This is a genomic window from Cupriavidus sp. FW305-3-2-15-C-LB2, from assembly GCF_058787575.1.
In genome coordinates this window covers 274759-296121 of the sequence record NZ_JBYSZW010000001.1, presented here as the reverse complement: position 1 = coordinate 296121, position 21363 = coordinate 274759, and the positions used below count along the sequence as shown (strand labels likewise).

The 21363-nt window shown below is 62.6% G+C and carries 17 protein-coding genes and 7 pseudogenes; 5 read left to right on the top strand and 19 right to left on the bottom strand.

The genetic code is table 11. The features are described 5' to 3' along the window. The 6 genes and pseudogenes from AC3WRR_RS01530 to AC3WRR_RS01505 form a co-directional block, all read right to left on the bottom strand. Nucleotides 1-329, bottom strand: a pseudogene (locus AC3WRR_RS01530) (amidohydrolase); the annotation flags it as partial. Between the two features lie 87 nt (nt 330-416). Further along, complete coding sequence (locus AC3WRR_RS01525; protein WP_492295888.1) at nt 417-1478, bottom strand: ABC transporter ATP-binding protein; 1062 nt, start codon at nt 1476-1478, stop codon at nt 417-419. A gap of 3 nt (nt 1479-1481) precedes the next feature. Next, on the bottom strand, nt 1482-2495 hold the full coding sequence (locus AC3WRR_RS01520) for an ABC transporter ATP-binding protein (RefSeq protein ID WP_492295886.1): 1014 nt from the start codon (nt 2493-2495) through the stop codon (nt 1482-1484). Nucleotides 2496-2506: 11 nt separating this feature from the next. After that, on the bottom strand, nt 2507-3334 hold the full coding sequence (locus AC3WRR_RS01515) for an ABC transporter permease (RefSeq protein WP_492295884.1): 828 nt from the start codon (nt 3332-3334) through the stop codon (nt 2507-2509). A 1-nt stretch (nt 3335) separates the two neighbouring features. Continuing rightward, on the bottom strand, nt 3336-4313 hold the full coding sequence (locus AC3WRR_RS01510) for an ABC transporter permease (protein WP_492295882.1): 978 nt from the start codon (nt 4311-4313) through the stop codon (nt 3336-3338). 99 nt (nt 4314-4412) lie between these two features. Then, nucleotides 4413-6017: an ABC transporter substrate-binding protein gene (locus AC3WRR_RS01505; protein ID WP_492295881.1), complete on the bottom strand. Its 1605-nt coding sequence runs from the start codon at nt 6015-6017 to the stop codon at nt 4413-4415. Nucleotides 6018-6601: 584 nt separating this feature from the next. On the opposite strand from AC3WRR_RS01505, the gene AC3WRR_RS01500 reads away from it, so the two are divergent. Continuing rightward, a complete protein-coding gene (locus AC3WRR_RS01500; RefSeq protein ID WP_492295879.1) occupies nt 6602-7024 on the top strand; it encodes a hypothetical protein in 423 nt (140 codons plus the stop codon). A gap of 952 nt (nt 7025-7976) precedes the next feature. On the opposite strand, the gene AC3WRR_RS01495 is transcribed toward AC3WRR_RS01500, so the two are convergent. From AC3WRR_RS01495 to AC3WRR_RS01475, 5 genes are all read right to left on the bottom strand, one after another. Continuing rightward, the gene (locus AC3WRR_RS01495; RefSeq protein WP_492295877.1) at nt 7977-8627 is read right to left on the bottom strand and encodes a hypothetical protein; all 651 of its coding nucleotides are present in this window, start codon (nt 8625-8627) and stop codon (nt 7977-7979) included. Nucleotides 8628-9588: 961 nt separating this feature from the next. Beyond that, entirely contained in the window at nt 9589-10647 is a 1059-nt protein-coding gene (locus AC3WRR_RS01490) for an AAA family ATPase (RefSeq protein ID WP_492295875.1), read from the bottom strand. Nucleotides 10648-10745: 98 nt separating this feature from the next. Continuing rightward, on the bottom strand, nt 10746-11504 hold the full coding sequence (locus AC3WRR_RS01485) for a hypothetical protein (protein WP_492295873.1): 759 nt from the start codon (nt 11502-11504) through the stop codon (nt 10746-10748). A 94-nt stretch (nt 11505-11598) separates the two neighbouring features. Further along, nucleotides 11599-12693, bottom strand: coding sequence for a hypothetical protein (locus tag AC3WRR_RS01480; protein ID WP_492295871.1), 1095 nt, complete (start codon nt 12691-12693; stop codon nt 11599-11601). Between the two features lie 12 nt (nt 12694-12705). After that, nucleotides 12706-13212: a hypothetical protein gene (locus AC3WRR_RS01475; RefSeq protein WP_492295869.1), complete on the bottom strand. Its 507-nt coding sequence runs from the start codon at nt 13210-13212 to the stop codon at nt 12706-12708. A 352-nt stretch (nt 13213-13564) separates the two neighbouring features. On the opposite strand from AC3WRR_RS01475, the pseudogene AC3WRR_RS01470 reads away from it, so the two are divergent. From AC3WRR_RS01470 to AC3WRR_RS01460, 3 pseudogenes are all read left to right on the top strand, one after another. Beyond that, nucleotides 13565-13816, top strand: a pseudogene (locus AC3WRR_RS01470) (FAD binding domain-containing protein); the annotation flags it as partial. Beyond that, nucleotides 13813-14091, top strand: a pseudogene (locus AC3WRR_RS01465) ((2Fe-2S)-binding protein); the annotation flags it as partial. The pseudogenes AC3WRR_RS01470 and AC3WRR_RS01465, both read left to right, overlap by 4 nt. After that, nucleotides 14076-14486 (top strand): annotated as a pseudogene (locus AC3WRR_RS01460) (IS4 family transposase); the annotation flags it as partial. The pseudogenes AC3WRR_RS01465 and AC3WRR_RS01460, both read left to right, overlap by 16 nt. 547 nt (nt 14487-15033) lie before the next feature. Here AC3WRR_RS01460 and AC3WRR_RS01455 read toward each other — a convergent pair. The 5 genes and pseudogenes from AC3WRR_RS01455 to AC3WRR_RS01435 all read right to left on the bottom strand — a co-directional run. After that, nucleotides 15034-15120, bottom strand: a pseudogene (locus AC3WRR_RS01455) (phosphonoacetaldehyde hydrolase); the annotation flags it as partial. A gap of 107 nt (nt 15121-15227) precedes the next feature. After that, a pseudogene (locus AC3WRR_RS01450) lies at nt 15228-15299 on the bottom strand (hypothetical protein); the annotation flags it as partial. Between the two features lie 105 nt (nt 15300-15404). Further along, nucleotides 15405-16499, bottom strand: coding sequence for an alpha/beta fold hydrolase (locus tag AC3WRR_RS01445; RefSeq protein WP_492295867.1), 1095 nt, complete (start codon nt 16497-16499; stop codon nt 15405-15407). Nucleotide 16500: 1 nt separating this feature from the next. Next, nucleotides 16501-17718: an FAD-dependent oxidoreductase gene (locus AC3WRR_RS01440; protein WP_492295865.1), complete on the bottom strand. Its 1218-nt coding sequence runs from the start codon at nt 17716-17718 to the stop codon at nt 16501-16503. Nucleotides 17719-17758: 40 nt separating this feature from the next. Beyond that, entirely contained in the window at nt 17759-18736 is a 978-nt protein-coding gene (locus AC3WRR_RS01435; RefSeq protein WP_492295863.1) for a Bug family tripartite tricarboxylate transporter substrate binding protein, read from the bottom strand. A gap of 178 nt (nt 18737-18914) precedes the next feature. On the opposite strand from AC3WRR_RS01435, the gene AC3WRR_RS01430 reads away from it, so the two are divergent. Then, entirely contained in the window at nt 18915-19874 is a 960-nt protein-coding gene (locus tag AC3WRR_RS01430) for a LysR family transcriptional regulator (RefSeq protein WP_492295861.1), read from the top strand. 100 nt (nt 19875-19974) lie between these two features. On the opposite strand, the pseudogene AC3WRR_RS01425 reads toward AC3WRR_RS01430, so the two are convergent. The 3 genes and pseudogenes from AC3WRR_RS01425 to AC3WRR_RS01415 form a co-directional block, all read right to left on the bottom strand. Further along, nucleotides 19975-20449 (bottom strand): annotated as a pseudogene (locus AC3WRR_RS01425) (Lrp/AsnC family transcriptional regulator). A 28-nt stretch (nt 20450-20477) separates the two neighbouring features. Further along, nucleotides 20478-20813 (bottom strand): nitroreductase family protein, encoded by a 336-nt coding sequence (locus AC3WRR_RS01420; protein ID WP_492295859.1) that lies wholly within the window; start codon nt 20811-20813, stop codon nt 20478-20480. A 320-nt stretch (nt 20814-21133) separates the two neighbouring features. Beyond that, nucleotides 21134-21358 carry a hypothetical protein gene (locus tag AC3WRR_RS01415; RefSeq protein WP_492295858.1) on the bottom strand — a complete coding sequence of 75 codons (225 nt, stop codon included), beginning with the start codon at nt 21356-21358 and terminating at the stop codon, nt 21134-21136. Nucleotides 21359-21363 lie beyond the last annotated feature (5 nt).

Sequence of the window (21363 nt, the reverse complement as noted above, 5' to 3'; positions counted from 1 at the left end):
CCCCCCCCCCCCGCCACCACCGCATCGAAGCTCTTGAGACCGGGCCACAAACGCCCATCGGGGCCACGCCGGTCGTAGTAGCCGACATAGACGAACTGCCACATGCCGCCCTCGAGCAGATGCGAGTGCCCTTCGATCAGGCCCGGCATCAGCACCTTGTCGGCAAAGCGGGTATCCAGTGTCGCCGCGCCCCAGCCGGCCAGGTCTTCGGCACGCCCCACGCCGAGGATGCGCCCGTCGCGCACAGCGACATGGGTGGCAACCGGCTGCATGGGGTTCATAGTGAGGATCTTGCGCGCCGCGTAAACGGTGACGGGCGATTGGCTCATATCAGGTCTCCGAGTGGATCCGGGTTGCCGGATCCTGGTTTGAAAGCGATTGCGAAAGGAAGTCGCCAAAGCCAAAGCCGTGCGCGCTCAGGCAGCGACCAGCGCTATCCGGCCTGCCGCTGCGCTGCCGCTCATTGGCGAGCGTGGCAGCCCCTGGACCAGTTCCACGCGGTGGCAAGCCACGGCATGGTCGGCGCCGAACTGGCGCAGGGCGGGCGCCTCGATGCGGCAGCGGGCCTCGGCGACCGGGCAGCGCGTATGGAAATGGCAGCCGGCGGGTGGGTTCAGCGGGCTGGGTGGATCACCGTCGAGCCGGATGCGGGAAGGGCTGGCCCGCTGCGCCGGGTTCCTGGCCGGCTCGGCCGACATCAGCGCATGCGTATACGGATGCAGCGGCGCGCCAAACAAGCGGGCGCGGCTGCCGCGCTCGACGATGCGGCCCAGGTACATCACCGCCACCTCGTTGCACAGGTGCTGCACCACCGCCAGGTCATGCGAGATGAAGACGTAGGTCAGGTTGCGCTCGCGCTGGATGCGTGCCAGCAGGTTGATTACCTGCGCCTGGATCGCCACGTCCAGCGCGGAAACCGGCTCGTCGCAGACCACCAGGGACGGATTCACCGCCAGGGCCCGCGCGATGCCGATGCGCTGCCGCTGCCCGCCCGAGAACTGGTGCGGAAACAACTGCTTCTGGTCCGGGCGCAGGCCCACCAGTCCCATCAGTTCATCGACCCTGGCGGCGATCTGCGCCGCATCCATGCCGGTCAACTGGCGCATCGGCTTGGCAATGATGGCTTCCACCCGCTGCCGCGGATCGAGCGAGGAATACGGGTCCTGGAAGATCATCTGGACCTGGCGGCGCATCTGTGCCTGCGCCGTGCCGCGCGCACCCAGCAAGTCGATGCCGTCGAGCGAGGCATGGCCGTCGGTAGCCTGGATCAGCTGCATCAGGGCCATCGCGGTGGTGGACTTGCCGCAGCCCGACTCGCCGACGATGCCGAAGGCGCTGCCGCGCCGGACCTGGAAGCTGATGCCGTCCACGGCATAGACCTTGGGCGCGGGCGCGAAGGGATTCGGACGGCGCAGGCTGTAGTGCACGCGCAGGTCGCGCACGTCGAGCAGGACGTCCTGGCTGGATGGCAATGACATGGTTCAACCCTCCCCGTACATGGCGGCCGGCGCGGCATCGGCGGATTCGCGCAGCCAGCAGGCGGCCAGGTGGCCGCCGTTGTCGAACAGCGGCGGGCGGCTGCCGCAGCGGCTTGCCGCCCGTGTACAGCGCGGCGCGAAAGCGCAGGCGGCACCGAGCTGGTCCAGCGCCGGCACCACGCCGGGAATTTCCGGCAGCGGCGCTGGCGTGGCGTCATGCACGGCCTTGGCGGCATCCACATGGAGCACGCAATCCAGCAGGCCGCGCGTGTATGGATGGGACGGCTGGGCCAGCACCGTCTCGACAGCTCCCTCCTCGATCTTGCGGCCGGCGTACATCACCATGACGCGGTCGGCCAGCTCGGCGATGGCGCCCATATTGTGCGTAATCAGGATGATGGCGGTGCCGAGTTGGCGCCGCACGTCGCGCAGCAGGTCGAAGATCTGCGCCTGCACGGTCACGTCCAGCGCGGTGGTCGGCTCGTCGGCGATCAGCACCTTGGGCTGGCCCGCCAGCGCCATGGCAATCATGGCGCGCTGGCGCATGCCGCCCGACAGCTCGTGCGCATACTGGTCGATGCGACGGGCCGGCTCCGGGATCTTGACCGCGTCCAGCAAGGCCACCGCTTCGGCCCGGGCAGCGCGGGCGCCCAGGCTCCGGTGGCGCACGATGGTCTCGACGATCTGCTGGCCCACGGTGAAGACCGGGTTGAGCGCGGTCATCGGTTCCTGGAAGATCATGCCGATGTCCCGCCCGCGCACGTCGCGCATGCGCGCGGCGGAATGCGCCAGCAGGTCCTGGCCGCCGTAGCGGATCGCACCGCCGCTGATGCGGCCCGGCGGCGGCACCAGTTGCAGCAGCGACAAGCTGGTCATGCTCTTGCCGCAACCCGATTCCCCCACGATCCCCAGCACTTCGCCGGCCTCGAGGTGGAAACTGACATCGTCCAGCACGCGGACGGAACCCTTGGCGGTGCGGAAGTCCACGCACAGCCCTTCGACTTCTAGCAGCGGCATGCGCTCTCCTTTTATCGCTGGCGCAGTTTCGGATTGAGTGCATCGTTGAGGCCGTCCCCCACGAGGCAGATGGCCAGCACGGTGCAGAAGATCGCCATGCCCGGGAACACCACCGACCACCAGGCTTCGAAGATCTGGTCGCGCGAACTGCCGATCATGTAGCCCCAACTGGTGATGTCCGGGTCGGACAGCCCAATGAAGGCCAGGCCGGACTCGAACAGGATGGCGACCCCGACGTTCAGCGCCAGCGCCACGATCAGCGGCGGCGAGGCATTGGGCAGGATCACGCGGAAGATGATGTTGCCGCCGCCAGTACCAATGGCACGTTCGGCGCGCACGAACTCGCGCTCGCGCAGCTTGAGGAATTCAGCGCGGGTAAGCCGGGCCAGCGGCGGCCAGCTGACCAGGCCGATCACCAGGATCACCGTGCCGATCCTGGCGCCGAACACCGCCACCAGCACCATGGCCAGCAGGATGGGCGGCAGCACCTGGAAGAACTCGGTGAGGCGCATCAGCACGTTGTCGACCCAGCCGCGGTGGTAGCCGGCCAGCGCGCCGACCAGCACGCCGATCACCAGCGTCGCCGCAGTCGCGGCCAGGCCGATCGCCAGCGTGATGCCGGCGCCGTGCAGCAGACCCGCCAGCACGTCGCGGCCGAGATAATCTGCGCCCAGAGGCGCTTCCGCCGCCGGCGGCGACAGCGGCGCGGCCACCACGTCCTGGGGATTGACGGGGTAGAGGGCCGGGCCGATCAGCCCCGCCAGCGCAATCAGCAACAGCACCAGCGCGCCAAGCACTGCGCCGCGGTTGTGCAGGAACAGCTTCCATCCGGTGTTCATCTCAGTCTCCGGTGCGAATACGTGGATCGAGCAGGCTGTACAGATAATCCGTGAGGATGTTGGCCACCACCACCAGCAGGCTGGACATCAGCAGGATGCCCAGCATCAGCGGGTAGTCGCGGTTGAGCACCGCGTCGGTGGCCAGCCGGCCCAGCCCGGGCCAGTTGAATACGGTCTCGACCAGGACCGCGCCGGCCAGCGCATGCGAAAACTGCAGGCCGGCCAGGGTGACGATGGGCAACAGCGTGTTCTTCAGCGCATGCCGGTAGACCACCACCCGCTCGCTCATGCCCTTGGCGCGCGCGGTGCGGATATAGTCGGCGCCCAGCACGTCGAGCATGGTGGCCCGTGCCTGGCGGCTGTACTGGGCCAGGTAGATCAGCGACAGCGACACCACCGGCAGCACCAGGTGGTGCAGCACGTCGGCGGCCAGCGCCCAGCCCTCGGCGCGCTGGCCCATGGTGTACATGCCCGAGGCGGGAAAGATCGGCAGCCAGTAGGCAAAGGCGATCAGCAGCATCATGCCGCTCCAGAACACGGGCGCGGCAAAACCCGCCAGCGATAGGAAGGTCACCATGCCGCTGACGGCGCCGCGCGGGCGGTGCGCCGATACCGCCCCCAGCAGCGTGCCGATCACCACGGCCAGCAGCAGTGCCGGCAGCACCAGCATCAGGGTGTTGGGCACGCGCTCGAAGATCAGCGTGGTCACCGGCTGGTGGAAGAACAACGAGTCGCCCAGGCGCCCGGCCATCACATTGCCGACGTAGGCCTGCAGGCGCTGCGGCAGCCCGACATCAAGCCCCATCTGGGTGCGCAGCGCGGCCATCTGCTCGGCGGTGGCGCCGCCGGACTGCGCCGCGATCACGTCTGCGACGTCGCCGGGCGCAGCCGACAGCAGCAGGAAGTTGAGCACCACCACGGCCAGCACCATCAGGGCGCCGGCGCCGATGCGGCGCGACAGGTAGAGCAGGGTATGCATATGGAACGGCCCAGTAAGTTGAGGGACTGCGTGATTGGTCCGGCAGGGGCGGTGGCGCCGCTGGCGCGGCATGCCCGCCCCTTGCCCTGCACGGCAGGCTTACTTCGCCCAGTACACCTCGTCGAACGGTGTGAAAGCGCCCCAGATGCCGTTCGGCAGGCCGCGCAGCTGCTTGCTGGCCACCGTGCTGACCGGCGCAGTGTTCAGCCAGGCCACAGGCAGCTCGCTGTTGACGATCTTCTGGAAGCGCTCGTAGAGCGCGGCCCGCTTGGCGGGATCGGTCTCGGCCGCGGCTTCGGTCAGGAGCTTGTCCACGTCGGCGTTGGCATAGCCCTGGGTGTTGGACCAGATCACGCCTTTCTTGATATTGCTGGACAGATAAGTGCGGGCCACGCCGATCACGGGGTCCCCCCAGTTGAAGACGGAGTCCGTGGTCATGTCGAAATCCCAGCTGGCGATGCGCTGCGACCAGGTCGGGAAATCCGGCGAGGGACGCAGCTGCGCCTGGATGCCGACCTTGGCCAGTTGCGGGCGCAGGTACTCCGCCACCAGTTGCGAGGTGTCTGGCGCACCCGGCAGGAAGTCCAGCCGCAGCGGGAAGCGCGTGCCGTCCGGCTTCCTGGGGTAGCCGGCCTCGTCCAGCAGCTTGTTGGCGCGTGCCAGATCGACCTTGTACGGCTCCAGCGTCTTGCTATAGAAAGGGCTGGCCGGATGGATCGGCCCCGACGCCGGCTGCGAGCGGCCGCGCTGCAGCTTCTGCGAGATGAAGTCGCGGTCGATGGCATAGGAAATGGCCTGGCGCACCTTGACATTGGCCAGCGGGCCCTCGCGCGTATTGAAGGCCAGCCAGTTCAGCGAGCCCACGCCCTCATAGCCGCTGCGGGAGACGGTCAGCTTCGGGTCCGCCGCCAGCCGGTCCACGTCCGCGATGCGGAAGGGGGCGAAGGCGACATAGTGGATGTCGCCGCGCTGCATGGCGAGAGCCGCCGCGGCCCGGTCCGGCACGATGTTGTAGGTGATCTTGTCCAGGTAGGGCTTGCCCTTGCGGAAGTAGCCGTCGAAGCGCGCGAGCGTGAGGTACTCGCCCGGCTTGTATTCGACGAAGCGGAAGGGACCGGACCCGACCGGGGCGTTGTTCTTCGGGTTCTGCCGGATCGGCCCTTCGCCATACACGTGCCTGGGCAGGATCGGCATCAGCGCGGGCGTGGAGCACGCCAGCAGCAGCGCCGGGCTGGGCTGCCTGAGCCTGAATACCGCGGTGTGGGCGTCGGGCGTCTCCACCTTGTCCAGCGCGGCCAGCATGGCCGGGCCGAAGGGGTGGTTGGCCTTGACGGTCTCGGCGGAGAACGCGACGTCGGCCGAGGTGACGGGCTTGCCGTCATGGAACCTCGCGTCCTTGTTGAGCTTGAAGGTATAGCTCAGTCCGTCCGCGGACACGCTCCAGCTATCGGCCAGGTAGGGCTTGAACTGCCATTTCGCGTCGGCCTGCAGCAGGCTGGCGAACAGCTGCGCCGCCGGCACGCCGGTGGCCACGCCTGACTGGATCGCCGGGTTCAGCGAATTGATGGCGGAAACCGACAGGACATTGAGATTGCCGCCGCGGACGACCTCGGGGCTTTGCGCCTGGGCGGCGCCTGACAACAGCAATGCAGCGCTGCCGAAATGTGCACCAGTGCGCACCAAGAACTTGAAACACGTCAACATCGGTTCTCCCTTCACTGCAGGATGCCGGCATAAAGCGCCGGTAAAGCAAGGCTCAAAGTGCCGCCGGCTTGCAAGGCGGCGGGGGATGTCTCTGACTGTGCTACGGTCGGGTGGATCTTCTTGTCGCCTGGCGTCTGCCGTGCGCCAATCGTCGCCGTCCTTGGTCTTATATGCGACGTGGTTCTGGGCTCGATAGGTCCAGTTCTCTGATTTCGATAGGACCAGTCCCCGCGCGGAATCCCCGCAGCCCCGGGATACCTGGTCCTGCGGTTGAATGCCGGCTTGTCAATGGAGGAAATCCTGAGCCAACAGCAAGGGAAGGGAAACAAGCACGTAGCCTGTTATTCCCTTCCCTTTCGCCGGCAGAGCCTGTAAGGCATTGTCAAATGGGCGATATGATGCCGCCACCATCCAGCCGAATTCATTTCGCCGCCGCCACGGAACTGACATGCAACGAAGAGCCTTCCTGAAGCTGGCAGCATCTGCCGGACTTGCCACGCACCAGCCCGGCTGGGCCAGGACGGCCACGCTGCGCGAGCGCGACCTGTTCGCGCTGGGCGTGGCGACCGGCGGCCGACGGCTTCGTGCTGTGGACGCGCCGGCTCGATGGCACCATCCCGGGCACGCCCCGGGCCGATGCCCAGGGCACCACGCCGCTGCAGGGCCCGCTGACCGTCCGCTGGGAAGTCGCCGAAGACGAAACCTTCCGGCGCAGCAAGGGCCTGACCGCGCCCGTTGTTGGCGATTGGCGCCGGGAGGCCCAGGAGCTGGCGCCAGTGGCGGATGAGTTTATCGCGCTCATTCGTTGGCAGCGGCTGAAAAGCTGCCGCGCGCCGTTTGCGTGGTATCCGCACGTACGCGCGGGCGGGCTCGGACAGCTCCAGCACAAGGATCGGCAAGACCATGGTCACTACCTCCAGTCGTACGGTCTGTTGCGCGGCGTACCCGGACTCTTGCACTGCTCGCGGCCTCTTTCCGACGGGCCGCCCAGCGTCGCGAAATGGTAGATCTGCTAGGCGGACGAACACTTGCCCCTGCGCACCGCGTCCGGATTTCGACGCAGAGCTCGAGAAGCGGATGAGCGAGATGACGCTGTCGCGGCAGCCAATCGGTCAGGACATCACTTACGATTTGCTCGACAGCCTCTGCTAGACGCAAACTTCCCACTTTTGGACCTCGGTCATAAGGTATCAACGCGCTCGCCACAGGATCCGCGAGGAAGCGCCGGCGCAAGTGATAAACCGTAGCCCAATGAATTCCAAGCAATTCGCCAGCATTCTCAGCTTGTTTACGCGTGAGAGAAGCCGTCCCAAGCGGACGTAAGACCCTCACAATCGCCCGCTCGCGCTTCGTTACAATCCTCGTGTTCAAGACCGTGGTCTTACGCCCCCGAGGCAATTTACTGAGCGGAGGAACCGGGTTGGCGGGATCAGTGGACGAGCGCGGCATCCGCACGTTCGCTGGAGTGGGCTCGGTCAGCTCCGGCACAAGAATTGGCAAGACCATGGTCACTACCTCCAGTCGTACGGTCTGTTGCGCGGCAACGTACCCGGACTCCCGCACTGCTCGCTCCCAATGCGCGGAATCTAGTACCAATCCGGCACTGTCCCACTGGGGCCCGTTCAGTAGCACCGACTCGACGGCACGGGTGAAATAGTCCATGGGCAGGTCCACCGGTCCAGCCAGTTGCGCGACCGCGTGGGCGTTCACGAAGCCGTTCCACAGCGCCGCGGCCGATTGCTCCAGTCTTAAGCCGGCGGCGTACGCGTCGGGATAGAAGAAGGCAGTGAAGGAGCTCCCGGTGTCCTCTGGATAGCGAGTCAGATCGTAACTAGCCGGGCAGGTTGCTGCTTCGACGGCGCCGGTAATCGTGAACTGTAGTAATCGCGGTACGTTTACGTAGGAATGTTGCTCCGCGACGCGGGAAGCGCTCATTTCTTCGCTCACGACTAAGAATCGTCACTGCAGGAGTTCAGGCAGCAACGCGACAACTTGCCGTTCGGCCTTCATCGCAGCAACGAGCTGGCGGCTTTGCCGTTCGACCCGCACTACCCTTTCCGCCAGCATCATGAGGAGCTCTCGCGAATGCTCATGCTGTTCGACAACGTCAAAGCCGCTGAGCCAACGCACCACTCCGGTCAGGGGATGCAGAGGTTTGCACCACAGCGCGTTGGGATGCCGACAGCCGTTCCAGTGCATCGCTGCGAGCAACCACGCCACAGCATTGACTTGAGCGGCAGCAACCTTGATGTTGGGCTTGTTCGGATCGAAACGTCGAACGGCGCGACGAATCATTATCCGTTGGCGACGCGGCACGTTTGCCCACGCCCGGCGCAGCAATAATCTGGTCAAATGCTCGCTGTCGTGCAGCAACGCACTCGAATCGCCGCAAGCCATCGCCTCGTAGGTCCAGTCGCTCGAGGCACGGGCCTGATGGCGCCAGCCGCTGGCGATAGACGCTCGGCGGGCCAGGAGTTGGCGCCAGTAACGAATGAGTTTATCTCGCTTACTCGTTGGCGTTGGCTGGGAAGCTGCCTCCCGTTTGCGCGGTATCGGCACGTACGCGGAGTCGGGCTCAGACAGCTCCAACACAAGGATCGGCAAGACCATGGCCTATACCTCCTGTCGTACTCTCCGATGTACCCTGACTCTCACACTGCTCTGGGCCTCCGCTTGCCGTTGGGCGGCCCAACGCCTCGAAATGGTGGGTCGGCTTGGTGGACTAACACTTGCCCCTGCGCATCGCTTCCGGATTTCTACGCAGAGCTCGAGAAGCGGATACGTGAGATGATGCTGTCGCGGCAGCCAATCGGTAAGCACCTCACTCACGATTTTCTCGCCTATGGACTCCCAGCAACTCGCCAGCCTTCTTGGCTTGCTGACGCGAGAGAGGCCCCCTCCCCAGCGGATGTAAGACCCTCACAATCGCCCGCTCGCGCTCCGTTGCATTCGTGTCCGTCATGTTCAATCCCGCCCGAGACGATTTGCTGGGCGGAGGTTTGACTCTGGCATTGCTCGCCGCCTCTGCCTTCCGATGGGCGGCCCAGCGTCGCGAAATGGTAGCTCTGCTGGGCGGACAAACACTCGCCCCCGCGCATCGCTTCCGGATCTCGACGCAGATCTCAAGAAGCGGATGTGTGAAATAAGGCTGGCGTGGCAGCCAATCGGTTAGCACTTCTTTCACGATATTCTCAACCGTCGCTGCCAAACAAAGATCTCCCGCCTTGGGTCCCGAGCTATGCGGTATCAACGCGCTCGCTACAGGATTCGCGAGGAAGCGCCGCCGCAAGCGATACACAGAAGAACAATGGAGCCCAAGCAATTCCCCAGCCTTCGTAGCTCGCTCACGCGAGAGGGGACCAATCCCCAGCGGACGTAAGATCCTCACAATCGCCCGTTCTCGCTCCGTGACAGCTCTCACTGCCATGTTCATGTCCGTCGTCCTACGCATCCGAGGCGATTTGTTGAGCGGAGCAACCGACTTGGCGGAATCACTGGACGGTCGTGGTATCCACGCCTTCGCTGGGGTGGACTCGGTCAGGTCCGGCACAAGGATCGGCAACACCATGTTCTATACCTCCGGTTGGACGGTCTGCTGCGCGGCGACGTACCCGGACTCCCACACGGCTCGCTCCCAATGCGCCGAATCTAGTATCAATCCTGCACTGTCCCACTGGGGACCGTTCAGTAGCACCGACTCAACGGCACGACTAAAGTAATCCATATGCAGTTCGATCGGCCCAGCCAGTTGCGCGACCGTGTGGGCGTTCACGAAGCCATTCCACAGCGCTGCGGCCGATTGCTCCAGTCTTAGGCCGGCAGCGTACGCGTCGGGATAGAAAAAGGCCGTGAAGGTGCTCCCAGTGTCCTCTGGATAGCGCGTCATGTCGTAACTAGCCAGGCAGGTTGCTGCTTCAACGGCCCCTGTAATGCCTCTGAAGTGCATTTGCTCGATCATGAAGCGAGCGACGATTTGCTCGTCACCGGAGAGCTGAAATTGCGCCTTCTGCTGCATCAGCTGCGGCTGCCCAACCAGAAAGGTGATCAGGCGCACGCCGTGGTGGGCGAGCTGATCATGGACGTCGCGCAGCCATTCCAGTGCGTGCTTGGACAGTCGCTGTGCTTCGTCGCAAAAGAGCACCACAATGTGACCCGAGCGCATTTGTAGTTGTTCGTTAATCCGACGCATCAAAGCGAAGCGCTTGTCGGCAATGAACCTGGGTTGTGGGTCCCTGATGCCAGCGGCGCTCAACAATGCACTAAAGAACGCCCCCTCGTAGTCGGTGCGATGATATTCGCAGGACATTCTCATCACGAGAATGTCACCCCGATTCCTGCCAAGATGCAATGCTAAGTAATCAATGGCGTGAGTCTTGCCCATACGAGGACGGGCGTAGATTAGCGCGCCCGGGATCAATACGCGCACGCAGTGTTCGACGAGGTCGACGAAACCTTCGATCGCTGCCGTCGCCACCCGATAGTGACGGCGAGCGAGCGGGTGATTGTGTACCGTCAGGTCTGCCGGATTCACCGTCGTTGCGTGAGGCGTGCGGCTGGCTGAGCGGACTCGGGTCGCGCTGACACGTGCACGCGGTGCGCCTTTCGGGGCCGTGGTGGTCTTCTCGTTCATGCCTGCTCCTTGCCGGCGAGATCAGTTCCTCCTCGCCCTTCACGGCCGGCAATCGGCGGGCCCGGCCTGCGCCCATTTACGCGAGCGCGTCCCGATCATTAGCGGGAGTACCCCCGCGCAATGTGCAACGCCTTGCCTTTAACGGGACCCGTGGCCAGTGGCGAAGGCGGCTGTTCGGGTGTCACGGTTTCACTTGCGGAATCAGTGGGAGGGGGCTTTGCTGTCCGGCGCTCGCGCTGCACCTGCGCGATATCGCTGGCTGCCCTCCTACGCTTCGCGGCCTGCTTGCGTCTGAGGGCAAGGAAGACCTCGATGGGATTGTCGCCTGGGCCGAAGTCGAGCTCGCGCGCCCGCTTGGCCTTGAAGATCTGCTGGCGCACCCGCAGTGAATGCGGCTCGTCGCGCCACTTGCCGCTAGCGACCAGACTGCCCAACATGTGGCCGTCTTCAGTACTGGCCCACAGCCGTCGCAAGTCTGACGGATCATAGTGGATGCGCAGACGCGTGCCAATCAAGCCGCTGCTTCGGGAAAGCTTTTCGCTCGTGTAGCGGACGTGATAGAAGGTAATGTACGGTCGTTCACCGCGGCCGAGGTTTCCATGGACGCGGCACATTACCGGGTCATGCAGCTGTTCGGGATGTTCCCGTAGCGGCTTGGGGATCCGGCGCAATCGGATCGCGTCGCGACCGATGCCAAGCACGTGCCGGTGCATCATCTCCAATGGGGTGAGACCACCCAGGCCAGCGTGAGGCGTGCCGTGGTAGTTCCACACCGTCACATGCAGCAGCTCCTCCAGTTCCTGGGTGGTGACGAGTAACCGCAGGGAGTCGTCCGGGTCGCGCAGACGTTTCAGCAAGGTCTTTGCTGCATCCTTTCCTCGTATCGCCCCGGGGAGCCGCCGCGAAAGTGTTGCGGTGACCGTGCCAAAGTAGCGCTCGATGAATGGTCGGTCATCGGGCTGATACGCCGGACCGAAATCGGCCGCACAACCCAACGCCTCGCAGACGACATCGAGGCTGGTAGCCGCCAAGTGCGCTCGCGCATTGTCTAGCCGAATCTGTCGCCAGCAGGCGTAGCGAGTTTGCTCCAAGGCCTGCGAGACCACCGGTAGGCAGCAGGCGCAGGCCCGGCAGCGTGAGTTCGGGGACCTTCGCCGGCGTCACGGCACGTTTGAAGGTTTCGATGGCGTCAAAGCGGTTACATTCGCGCGAGAACGAAATCGTGTAGCCCAAAAGACAGCGCGTAGCAACATCGATGATGGCCAGCAACCATACGCGCTCGATCTCATAGCTTTGTTCGCCGCCTAGTGGATCGTTGTCAATTACCTTCAGGCGCACGTCCATCTTATGGGCGTCAAACTCGACCGTATCGAACGCGTCAGCGCTACCCCGCTCAGGCAACTGCCGCAGCGCCGATGCGGGCTTGATCCTTTGGCCGGCTGCGCGCGCAGCCAAATCGAAATCGTCTTGCAACCATCCCCTGAGTGTGCGGGCCAAGGAACGAACAGCTCTATCATGCTGGTTCAGCGGATAGTCGCCAGCGCCGAGGCCCAACTCACGGCAGGACTGGTGGAAGCGCTGTATCACTGCCTTGAGGCCAACCAGACGGCCTTTCTCACCGGGCTGCAAATGGACCTTTCTCGTTTCGATCTCTTTGCGCAACTGCTTGGCCAGATTATGGTGACGCTGCAGCAACTGTCCGAAGGCCCCTGCGTTTCCCGCTTTGCCGTGCGCAATCGCATGAGGCGCCTTGCTTCGTTCATAGGCCTGTACGTGGACATGCGGCACCAATGCGCGATAGCCCCACAGGCGACCGTCCGGGTGTGCGCTCAGTGCTCGACGGACCAAACGGTGTAGCGTGGAACGGTGAATGCCCCAAGTCTTGTAGATATGCAGAAGGGAGCTACCGCTGGTATAGGCCTCAATCGCGTCGCGACGCTGTCTAAACGTCGTCCGCGCTTCGTCGTTGAGAGCTCGGTCGTCCAGTTGGGGCCAATCCGACAAACGAATTGCATTCGGATCGATTCGGCGAGACGACTCGGCCATTTGCACACCCCCCTATGCCCTTTGAAAGGAAGTCGCTCCGCTCAATGCCGCTACCACCAAGTCAGGACTGACTATGCGGCCGGATGCCAATAAGGCAAAAAGCGAGGCCTCCACACTCGCCGGGTCGTGTTCGGGGAAGCGCTCAAGGATCGCCTCCAACGCCCTCGGTTGATTCAGGTAGACCACGATGGCCTGCTCGAGCACAGGGGCACGGAATTGCCGGTAGCTGACGAGGTACGGGACAATGCGCGACCAGTTGGCAATCGGCACCGACAAGGTCTGTAGTTCAGATTGATGGATGACGCGAACATGGAGACCATGCAAGGTATTGGTCTCAACCAGGAGTTCATCAGGTTCTGGCTCGCTATCATCCTCCGCACGACGACGCTCTATCAGCCAGAACTCCCCGGCCGTCGCTTCTCGGGATCGAACCCAGAAATCAATCACTGCGCTACCGGCATCGCCGACCCGGGCCGGACGCTCTGTGAACGTTTCCATTGCAGGATTGGCTTCGATCATCAGCCAGGTCCGATAAGCGTCATAGCTGCCGAGGCTCAGCCGACGCCCAAGCTTTGGGCTGAACACCTCAATTCGCCGCCGCCATCCATTGCGGGCGAAGGCTAGTGGACGGCTGTACTGGCGTGAGGGATCCGGGTCGACATCAGACACAGTAGTAATGATGCTACGAAGCAAGCGACGAGCGAGAGTTTCAACATTACTTCGCGCAGTCAGAGAGTACCAAGATTCCTACTCGAAAAATCGTCGCAATGTTGGTACGGACGCCCACATAAGAAACGCTAACTTATTGATTTGATAGACGTTGTGCTCAGCCCCTGTCAGTCTCTGAGGTAGCGCTCTTATTACTCTTCACGCCCGGCATGGCGACTTCGCGCTGGCGTGCGCCGCCATCGTCACGGACGAGTCCATTGCGCTGGCCGTGGGCGGCGTCGCCGACCGGCCGGTGCTGGAGACCTGGCCACGCCTGCAGGGCAAGGCGCTGGCCGAGGCAATCAACGATTTCAGCTGGAAGCTGGGCGCGCAGGACGACGCCCATGTCAGCGCGCAGTACCGCCGCCACCTCGTGCGGCAACTGAGCATGCGCGCAATCGAGGAGGCAAGATGAGCAAGCCCTCCCACGGCGCACCTTCGGGTACGCCCCCGGTGATGCGGCGTGACGAGCGCCACCGTGTCACCGTGACCCTGAATGGCACCGAACTCAGCGCCTCGTGCGCGCCTCGCGAGCTGCTGTCCGACTTCCTGCGCCATGAACTCGGCGCCACCGGCACCCACGTCGGCTGCGAGCACGGCGTCTGCGGCGCGTGCACGGTGCGGGTGGACGGCGTGGCCGCGCGTTCCTGCCTGATGCTGGCGGTGCAGGCCGATGGGACCGAGCCCGATGGGAAGTGGAGATGTTCTTCCATATCCTGAAGACCGGCTGCAAGGTCGAAGCGCTACAGCTATCGCACATGGATCGTGTGGAGAGGGCCTTGGCGTTGTATATGGTGGTGGCGTGGCGCATTGCCCGCCTGATGCGGTTGGGCAGAACCTGCCCCGATCTGGATGCGTCCCTGTTCTTCGATGCCGACGAAATTCGGGGGGCATACGTGCTCGCCAAGAAGGCCCGCCCGAAGACACCTGTCACACTCAATCAGATGATTCGGTTGGTGGCTTCCCTGGGTGGGTTCCTTGGGCGCAAGAGCGATGGTGAGCCCGGCGCCAAAACGATCTGGATCGGCATGCAGCGAACCATGGACGCCGCGCTCACCATTCAGGCACTGCGCGAAGAGTCATGACTTCTGTATAAGGAAATGCACTAAGGGACCAGCGCAAACCAATGCCGGCAAGCCTGCGGGAACATGACTGGTTCGCCTGATGCAAGAGGAGATGGAATTGATGTGAGGAAACGACGGGCCCTGTACCTGGCCGCTTTGGCCGCATCGACCGCCGCATGTGTTGCATTTCGCTATTTCCGCCAATTGGAGATCTCAACGCTTTTACTACCATTGCGCTGTCGCTTGCTGATCGCACGGAGCACCGCAGTGAGGTTTGCGGCAGATGCGTAGCGTGCATGGCAGGAGCGTATTCAGCCTATGGCCAAGGACTTGGCAGACAGCCTTGTGCGGATCCAGCCAATCCCGCTTCCAGCGCGGCGAGAAAACGTCGACGGGATTCAGAAGGAGCTGATCTCGGTCTGACACCCACGCCATAGGTGTTTCAAGTGCCTCGAGCCTTTGGAAACCAATATGAGTCAGCAGCGCAAGGCGGCACTGTGCCTGCTCGTCCATCGGGGGAATAGAAGCCAGCCACAATTGGTCAACGCCGGAAACGCACCAAGGTCCGCGTCAAGCCGACGGTCCACATGCCCGCATCTCGACCCTCCTTGATACCAGGCACTGTGTCGTCCACTTTGATGCACGAGCGAACATCCGCCTACGTTTCCCCAGCCGGAGTGGGCAGTATGCCTCCTTGCTTACCAGAAGCAGCTCAACACCGAGCTTGCTTTCCAGTTTCCGGATGTGTTGAGACACGCCAGACTGTGTGGCATGCTCCCGCGTTGCCGCGGCCGTGATCGAGCGCTCCTCGTAGACCGCGACAAAGAGCGACATTTCAGTGAGAGATATGCTGAATCGCATGGGATGGCTTGGAAGTGGTTTGACGAATTCTTCCACATCTTTGAGTTGCGGGACGCATGGCGGGCGACCTTCCGGGGCTTACCTCCGCGGCTCTTCATATCTCGCCTTCGCTTCGCTACTCGCCAGGTCGCGCCGCGAGAGCCAGGCCATCAGTTCAGAAGCGACTTCGGCACTGTTTTTCTCCATCATGGGCGCATGACCGTTCCCGTGCAAACCAGCATCCGCCAGCGAGAGATGGTCAACATCTGCACCAAACCGCCTCAGAAACTGAGCCGCCTCTCCGCCGTTGTGCGCTTGCCAGGATGCCTCGGCGGTCACGACCAGGATCGGCATGGTGAGCTTGGCCAGAGATCTTGATTCCGACTCGTGCGGCGACAAGTGGGTATCGCGCTTGTAGTCGGCCTGAAGCTGCTCAGGAATGTCAACCGGTGGACTGAACTGAAGGGGGGTCGCTGTCAGTCCCCACGTGAGCGCTCCTGTAGCATGACTCGCATAAGGTGGACCGAATGGCTCGACCGCAACCACGGCCTTTATGTGGGTCGGACTGGCATCAGCGAAGATCCAGCCCCAGGGACCGCCAAGAGAGTGCGTCAGCACGATCGCGGGGCCAATCTCGGAAAGCAGCGATCGCGCGATGCGCGCGGCATGCTCATGGCTGGATTCCATGGATCCGCTGGAAGATCCCAGGCGAGCCGCGAACTGAGTCACGGCTGGATCGCTGAGATCACCCGTGCCAGGCCATTGAGAGTGCAAGACAGCTGCCGGCCAGGCAGGATCAGCTGAGACGTTGGAGAACAACCTTGTAATGCGCTCGACCGACGTGGGAAATGCGAAGCCCCCATCGAACTCAGGATGCTGGCTTGCACGGCCACAGCCAGGACGATCGAGGACGTACACGGCAAAGCCGCGCCGGGCGAAGGCATGCGCCCAGCCTTCCCGCCCGTCCGGGGTGCTCAGAAAGTCAAGGCCTTGGCTGCCACCGCCGTGGATCATCAGTACTGGCCAAGGTTGAGTGAGTTCCGTCGGGATGAGGTACTCGACGTACGTCTGCCCTGTTGCGTAGGTGTTCCCGTCGACTCGTCGCAACTCCGTCCCAGCAAAGAAGCCACCGTGTGCTGCCAAGGAAAGCGGCCCATTGCTTCGCTCAACAAGGGCTTGCGGGGAGTAGCGCATGTCAGGCGATGGCCAACTGGGGATTGAGACGCTGCCCTGTCACCAGCGACGGCGTTTCAAGCTTGCCGACAAAGAGAGTTCGTACGAGCACGGCCTGGCGATCGGACCCGAGACGCCGAACATTCACCATTTCCTGTTCAAGTTGATCCTCACCCGTATAGAAGAGCAGCTTGTTGTTGAGCGTCGCTTGCGGCGACGTGTAGGTCTCAAAGTTGGCCTTCCGTACACTGGCATACTGGTCCAGGATGTGCTCGGGCGCCTGGTCTTGAACGACAGCTGCCAAGGCCTCGTGCAAGACAAATGCGTCGAAAAGTCCCGCGGTCAAACCCAGGCCGCCGACCGGATTAGTGATATGCGCGGCGTCACCAGCGAACAGCACCCTGTTGACTCGAAATTTCTCGGCGACGCGCTGATGCATCCGATAAGGCGAGTACTGAAGCAGCTCATAGCGGCCGCTGAGCCCGGGCAGGATCTTTGCAAACATTTCGGGCATCCGATCGACGATGCCAGCGGGGTCCAGCCCCGACTGCTCGCAATAGGTAACACGCCAACGGCTTCCCGAGTCAATCTTCACGATGATCGCACCGTAGGATTCATCGATCACGAATGTCGCACGGTCCATCCCGAGCGAATCAAGATCGGCGACGACATTGGTAGCGACCATTTCCTTCGGCCAGGTCATCCCATCGAAAGACAGGCCCAATGCATTGCGAATCGGGCTACGGGCCCCGTCTGCCGCGACCATCCAGTTCGCGGTAATGACTTCCCTTCCCTGCGGGCCGGCCACAGCGATGACGATGTCGTCGGCGTTGCGCTCGATCTTCTCGACTCGGGTGCCCCAGCGGATCTGCACGTTCGGAAGTCGACGGATATGGTCTAGCACGATGCGGGTCAACACATCCTGACCCAGGTGCACGTTGAACGGAAACTCAACCAAGCCTTCCAGCGCACGCACCGACCAGCGTACTGTCTCTCCAGTCTTGTGGACGCGCATGCTGTAGTCGTGCTTGACGAGGCCCGCCGAGATGACACTCCCCAGGATGCCCAACTCGTTCAAGCCTTTCATCACAGCCCAGTGGTAGACAAGTGCCCGGGGTGCGGTTGATGGCTCGGCTTCTGCTTCTACCATCGTGACCTGCACGCCCGCACGCCCCAGCCCGAGTGCCACGATCAGGCCGACGGGGCCGCACCCGGCAACGATGACTTCTGATTTGCTCATTTCTCTCTCTGTACGAATGGAAGTAGACGAATGGGACGTCTCAGTCCAGGCTCACCTTTGCGGCATGCGCGATGGACGCCCATTCCCGGGACTCCGTCTTGACGAGGGCTGCAAGGTCCTCGGGGCTGGCGCCAGTGGGGACGAGGCCTTGGGCGTTCAACGAATTGCGGAGATCCTGCTCGCGCAGGGCTGCCTGGATCTCAGTATTCAACTTGTGCGTGATGGCTTCAGGCGTGCCCGCGGGTGCGAAAGCGCCGATCCATGCGCTCCTCGCAAACCCAACGCCCTGGTTCTTTAGCAGCGGCACACTGGTGAAGCTGGGCGATTCCTTGTCGCCCAACACGGCAATCGCCCTGACCTTGCCCAGCTTGATGTGCTGTCCAACCAGGCCATACGACAGGAGCGACACCTGAATCTGGTCGGAGATCAATGCCGTCACCGTGGCGCCGCCACCCTGATAGGGGACGTCCACGAAGCGGGTGCCGAGCTTTTCGTTGACCTGCGTCATGAACAGATGCGAAGAGCTGCCCGTGCCGAAGTGTCCCCAGTTGAGCTTGCCCGGGTTCTTCTTCTCGTAGTTCACGAGGTCTTGCATCGACTTCACCGGGATCGAGGAGGAAACCACGACAGCGGAGTCAACCTTGACGAGCTCGCCGATCGGAGCGAAATCCTTGGCGCTGTACGAGATCTTCTTGTAGATCGATGGATTGATGACGAGCGTGTCGCTGAGGAACACACAAAGGGTGTAGCCGTCCGGGGCCGCCGACTTGCACGCCGACGCGCCAACGATCCCGCTCGCGCCAGGCCGATTGTCAACAACAACGGGCTGGCCCAGGCGCTTGCTCAGCGTGTCGCCAATGCGGCGGGCCACCAGGTCGACGGGCCCGCCCGCAGGGAACGGCACAATAACCTTGATCGGCTTGGTTGGATAAGTTTGCGCAAACGTATTGCTCAAGCAAAGAGAAAGGCACAAGAGCGCCAAGGCTGCGGCGCAGCGATTGGAAGAAGAGGTGGTCATTGCAGGTCCTTGTTGTGCTCGCGCGGTGCAGGGTCGCGCGAAGCCGATCGAGAAAATCGCAAGAATGCGCTTCTCGCTTGTCTCAGTTGTCTAAGCGATTGGAGTTTATGCTGGCAAAATGAAGTGAAAAACCCGCCTTGGATTGAATCTTTTTTCCACCTAATGGTAAAATCAACAAATGGATAGGTGGACGCAAACGCGACTGTTTCTGGGTATCGCGCGCCTTGGCAGCATCAGCAAGGCGGCCGATGACCTCGGGCTTTCGAACGCGGCGGCAAGTCGCTATCTAAGCGATATGGAGCGGCGCGCCGGTATTCGCCTGATCGAGCGAACGACCCGCAGGCTCTGGCTCACCGAGGCGGGCAACACATACTTGCGCTACTGCGAAGCGGCTGTTGCCGCCCTTGAAGAAGGGGATGCGGCCATCAGCGAGGCGTCGGCTGAGCCGATGGGCGAACTGCGCGTCACGACGTCCGTCTCCTTCGCGATTAACCACATAGCCCCAGCGCTTGCTGAATTTGCAGGCACCTATCCGCGGCTGAAGGTCAAGCTTCTGGTCGAGAACAAATACCCTGGCTTCATCGAAGCAGGAATCGACGTCGCCATCCGTACCAGGCAGTTTGAGCCGGACTCCGGAATCACCGTCCGACGCCTGACGGAAACCCGGCTGGTGATAGCTGCTTCGCCGACGTATCTTGCGAATCACGGCACACCGTCTTCCGTTGATGACCTATCGCGCCATCAGTTGCTTCTGTACACGTTGGCCACGACAGCATCAGAGCTGCACTTGACGCGCGGTCCCGAGCAGCAGCGTCTGTCGATTCGAGGAGCCTTCGAGTGCAATGACGGACAGGTGATCCGAACAGCGGCAGTCAACGGCGCGGGCATCCTGATCCAACCGCAATACATCGTCGATCGCGACATCCGGGACGGCCGACTGGTCCCCTTGTTCGAGGACTGGGAGTTGCCCATGCTCACGATCAACCTGGCGTACCAAAGCAAGTCGCTTCAGCCCGCAAAGATCCGAGCCTTCACACAGTTCATGATCGAGCGGATGGCCAGATGCGATTTCACCTCGAAGTATGGTCCGGCGCCGAAGGAACTGCGCGCAGAGAGATCCGCGGAGCCACGGTCATAACGGCTGCGGGAAGGTCGATACGTGCACGGCGACACATGGCCGATGATCCCGCAGTGGGCACGGGCTCGAGGAGATGCTGCGGCGTAACAGCACCCCGTGGCTAGCGACGCAGCGGTACCGCAGTGCTGTACATTACCTGCTTGAGCGCGAAACTGGTACGGATGCTAGCGGCGCCCGGGATGCGCGTGATCTCGTCGACAATCAACCGCTCCACAGCCTGTACATCAGCCACCAGCGCGCGGATTAGGTAGTCGGCGTCGCCTGACATCAGATAGCACTCCATCGCGGCGGGCAAGGCGCGCACTGCGCGCTCGAAGGCGTCCAGGCCTTCCCGGGCCCTGTCGCTCCAGCGAGACGTGGATGAAGACGTTCACCTTCAGGCCAAGCTTCGCGGGACTGAGCAGCGTCACGCGCTGCTTGATCAGCCCGCGCTGCTCCAGCGACCTGACGCGCGCCAGGCAGGGCGACGGGGAAAGGTTCACGCGGCTCGCCAGTTCGACATTGGTCAAGCACGCATCGCGCTGCAGTTCTTCGAGAATCCGGACGTTGATTTCATCCAGCGAAGCGTCATTCATTGCGGACCATGTGTCACGATTGGGCGGCTCAGCATGTTGGGTTCTGTATAGCACGACGGCCCAGCGCTACCGTCAGCAGAAATTGCTCCTGCGATGAATTAAGCCCCAGCGCGTCGTTGAGAATCGCGTCGAAGACGCCGCCGAACGGTCGCGCGCTGAGTCCCAGCGCGGTAGCCGCCAGAATCAAGTTCTGCGAAAGATGACCAGCCTCCGCGACCAGCATGCGATAGCCGCCCTCGCCGTACTTGCGTTCGTGCCGGGCAAAATAACCAGTAAGGCAAATCAGCGCGGCACAGCCCACAATCATTTCCCGCTCCGCCGGCAACATCGCAGCGATCAATTGCTCGCGGATAAGCGGGCGCACGCACTCCAACGTCGAGGGCTACGCTTAGCCATGGCCGGCCAATTGGGCGTCGGCTCGCATCATCAACCAGGATCAGATCGGCCAGCGTGTGATCAATCTGCACAATGTCCATCGGACACCGCGCCACAAGATGACCTGGGGGAATCTCCGAGCCCGGCTGCGTTGCGAGCCGAAGGGCCTCCTCTTTACTGAACGGCGACCTACGCTGGCGGAATTAGTGGATGCGGCGCCTCAAAACGCGTTGTCTGCAAGCAACGGTGGTCCACGTCACAGCAGATGAGAAATCCGTTACGGATCAATCAGTTAGTTTGATGTGATTGCTAGCGGATAAACCGGTTACCGCTGGCGGAAATAGCGATCGGCAACAGTAAGCCCAGCGCTTCGTTCAGCCGAACGATATCGACGAATCCCCTCTTCGGCGGAAGGCTCTCGTAGGGATCGATGTCCAACCTCATCAACCGCATCACAGCGACACCTGACAAGGCATTCGCTACTTTGAGCTTCCACAAGATCGAGACGAGCGATTCCGGCGTAGAACGGAGCAAGTCTG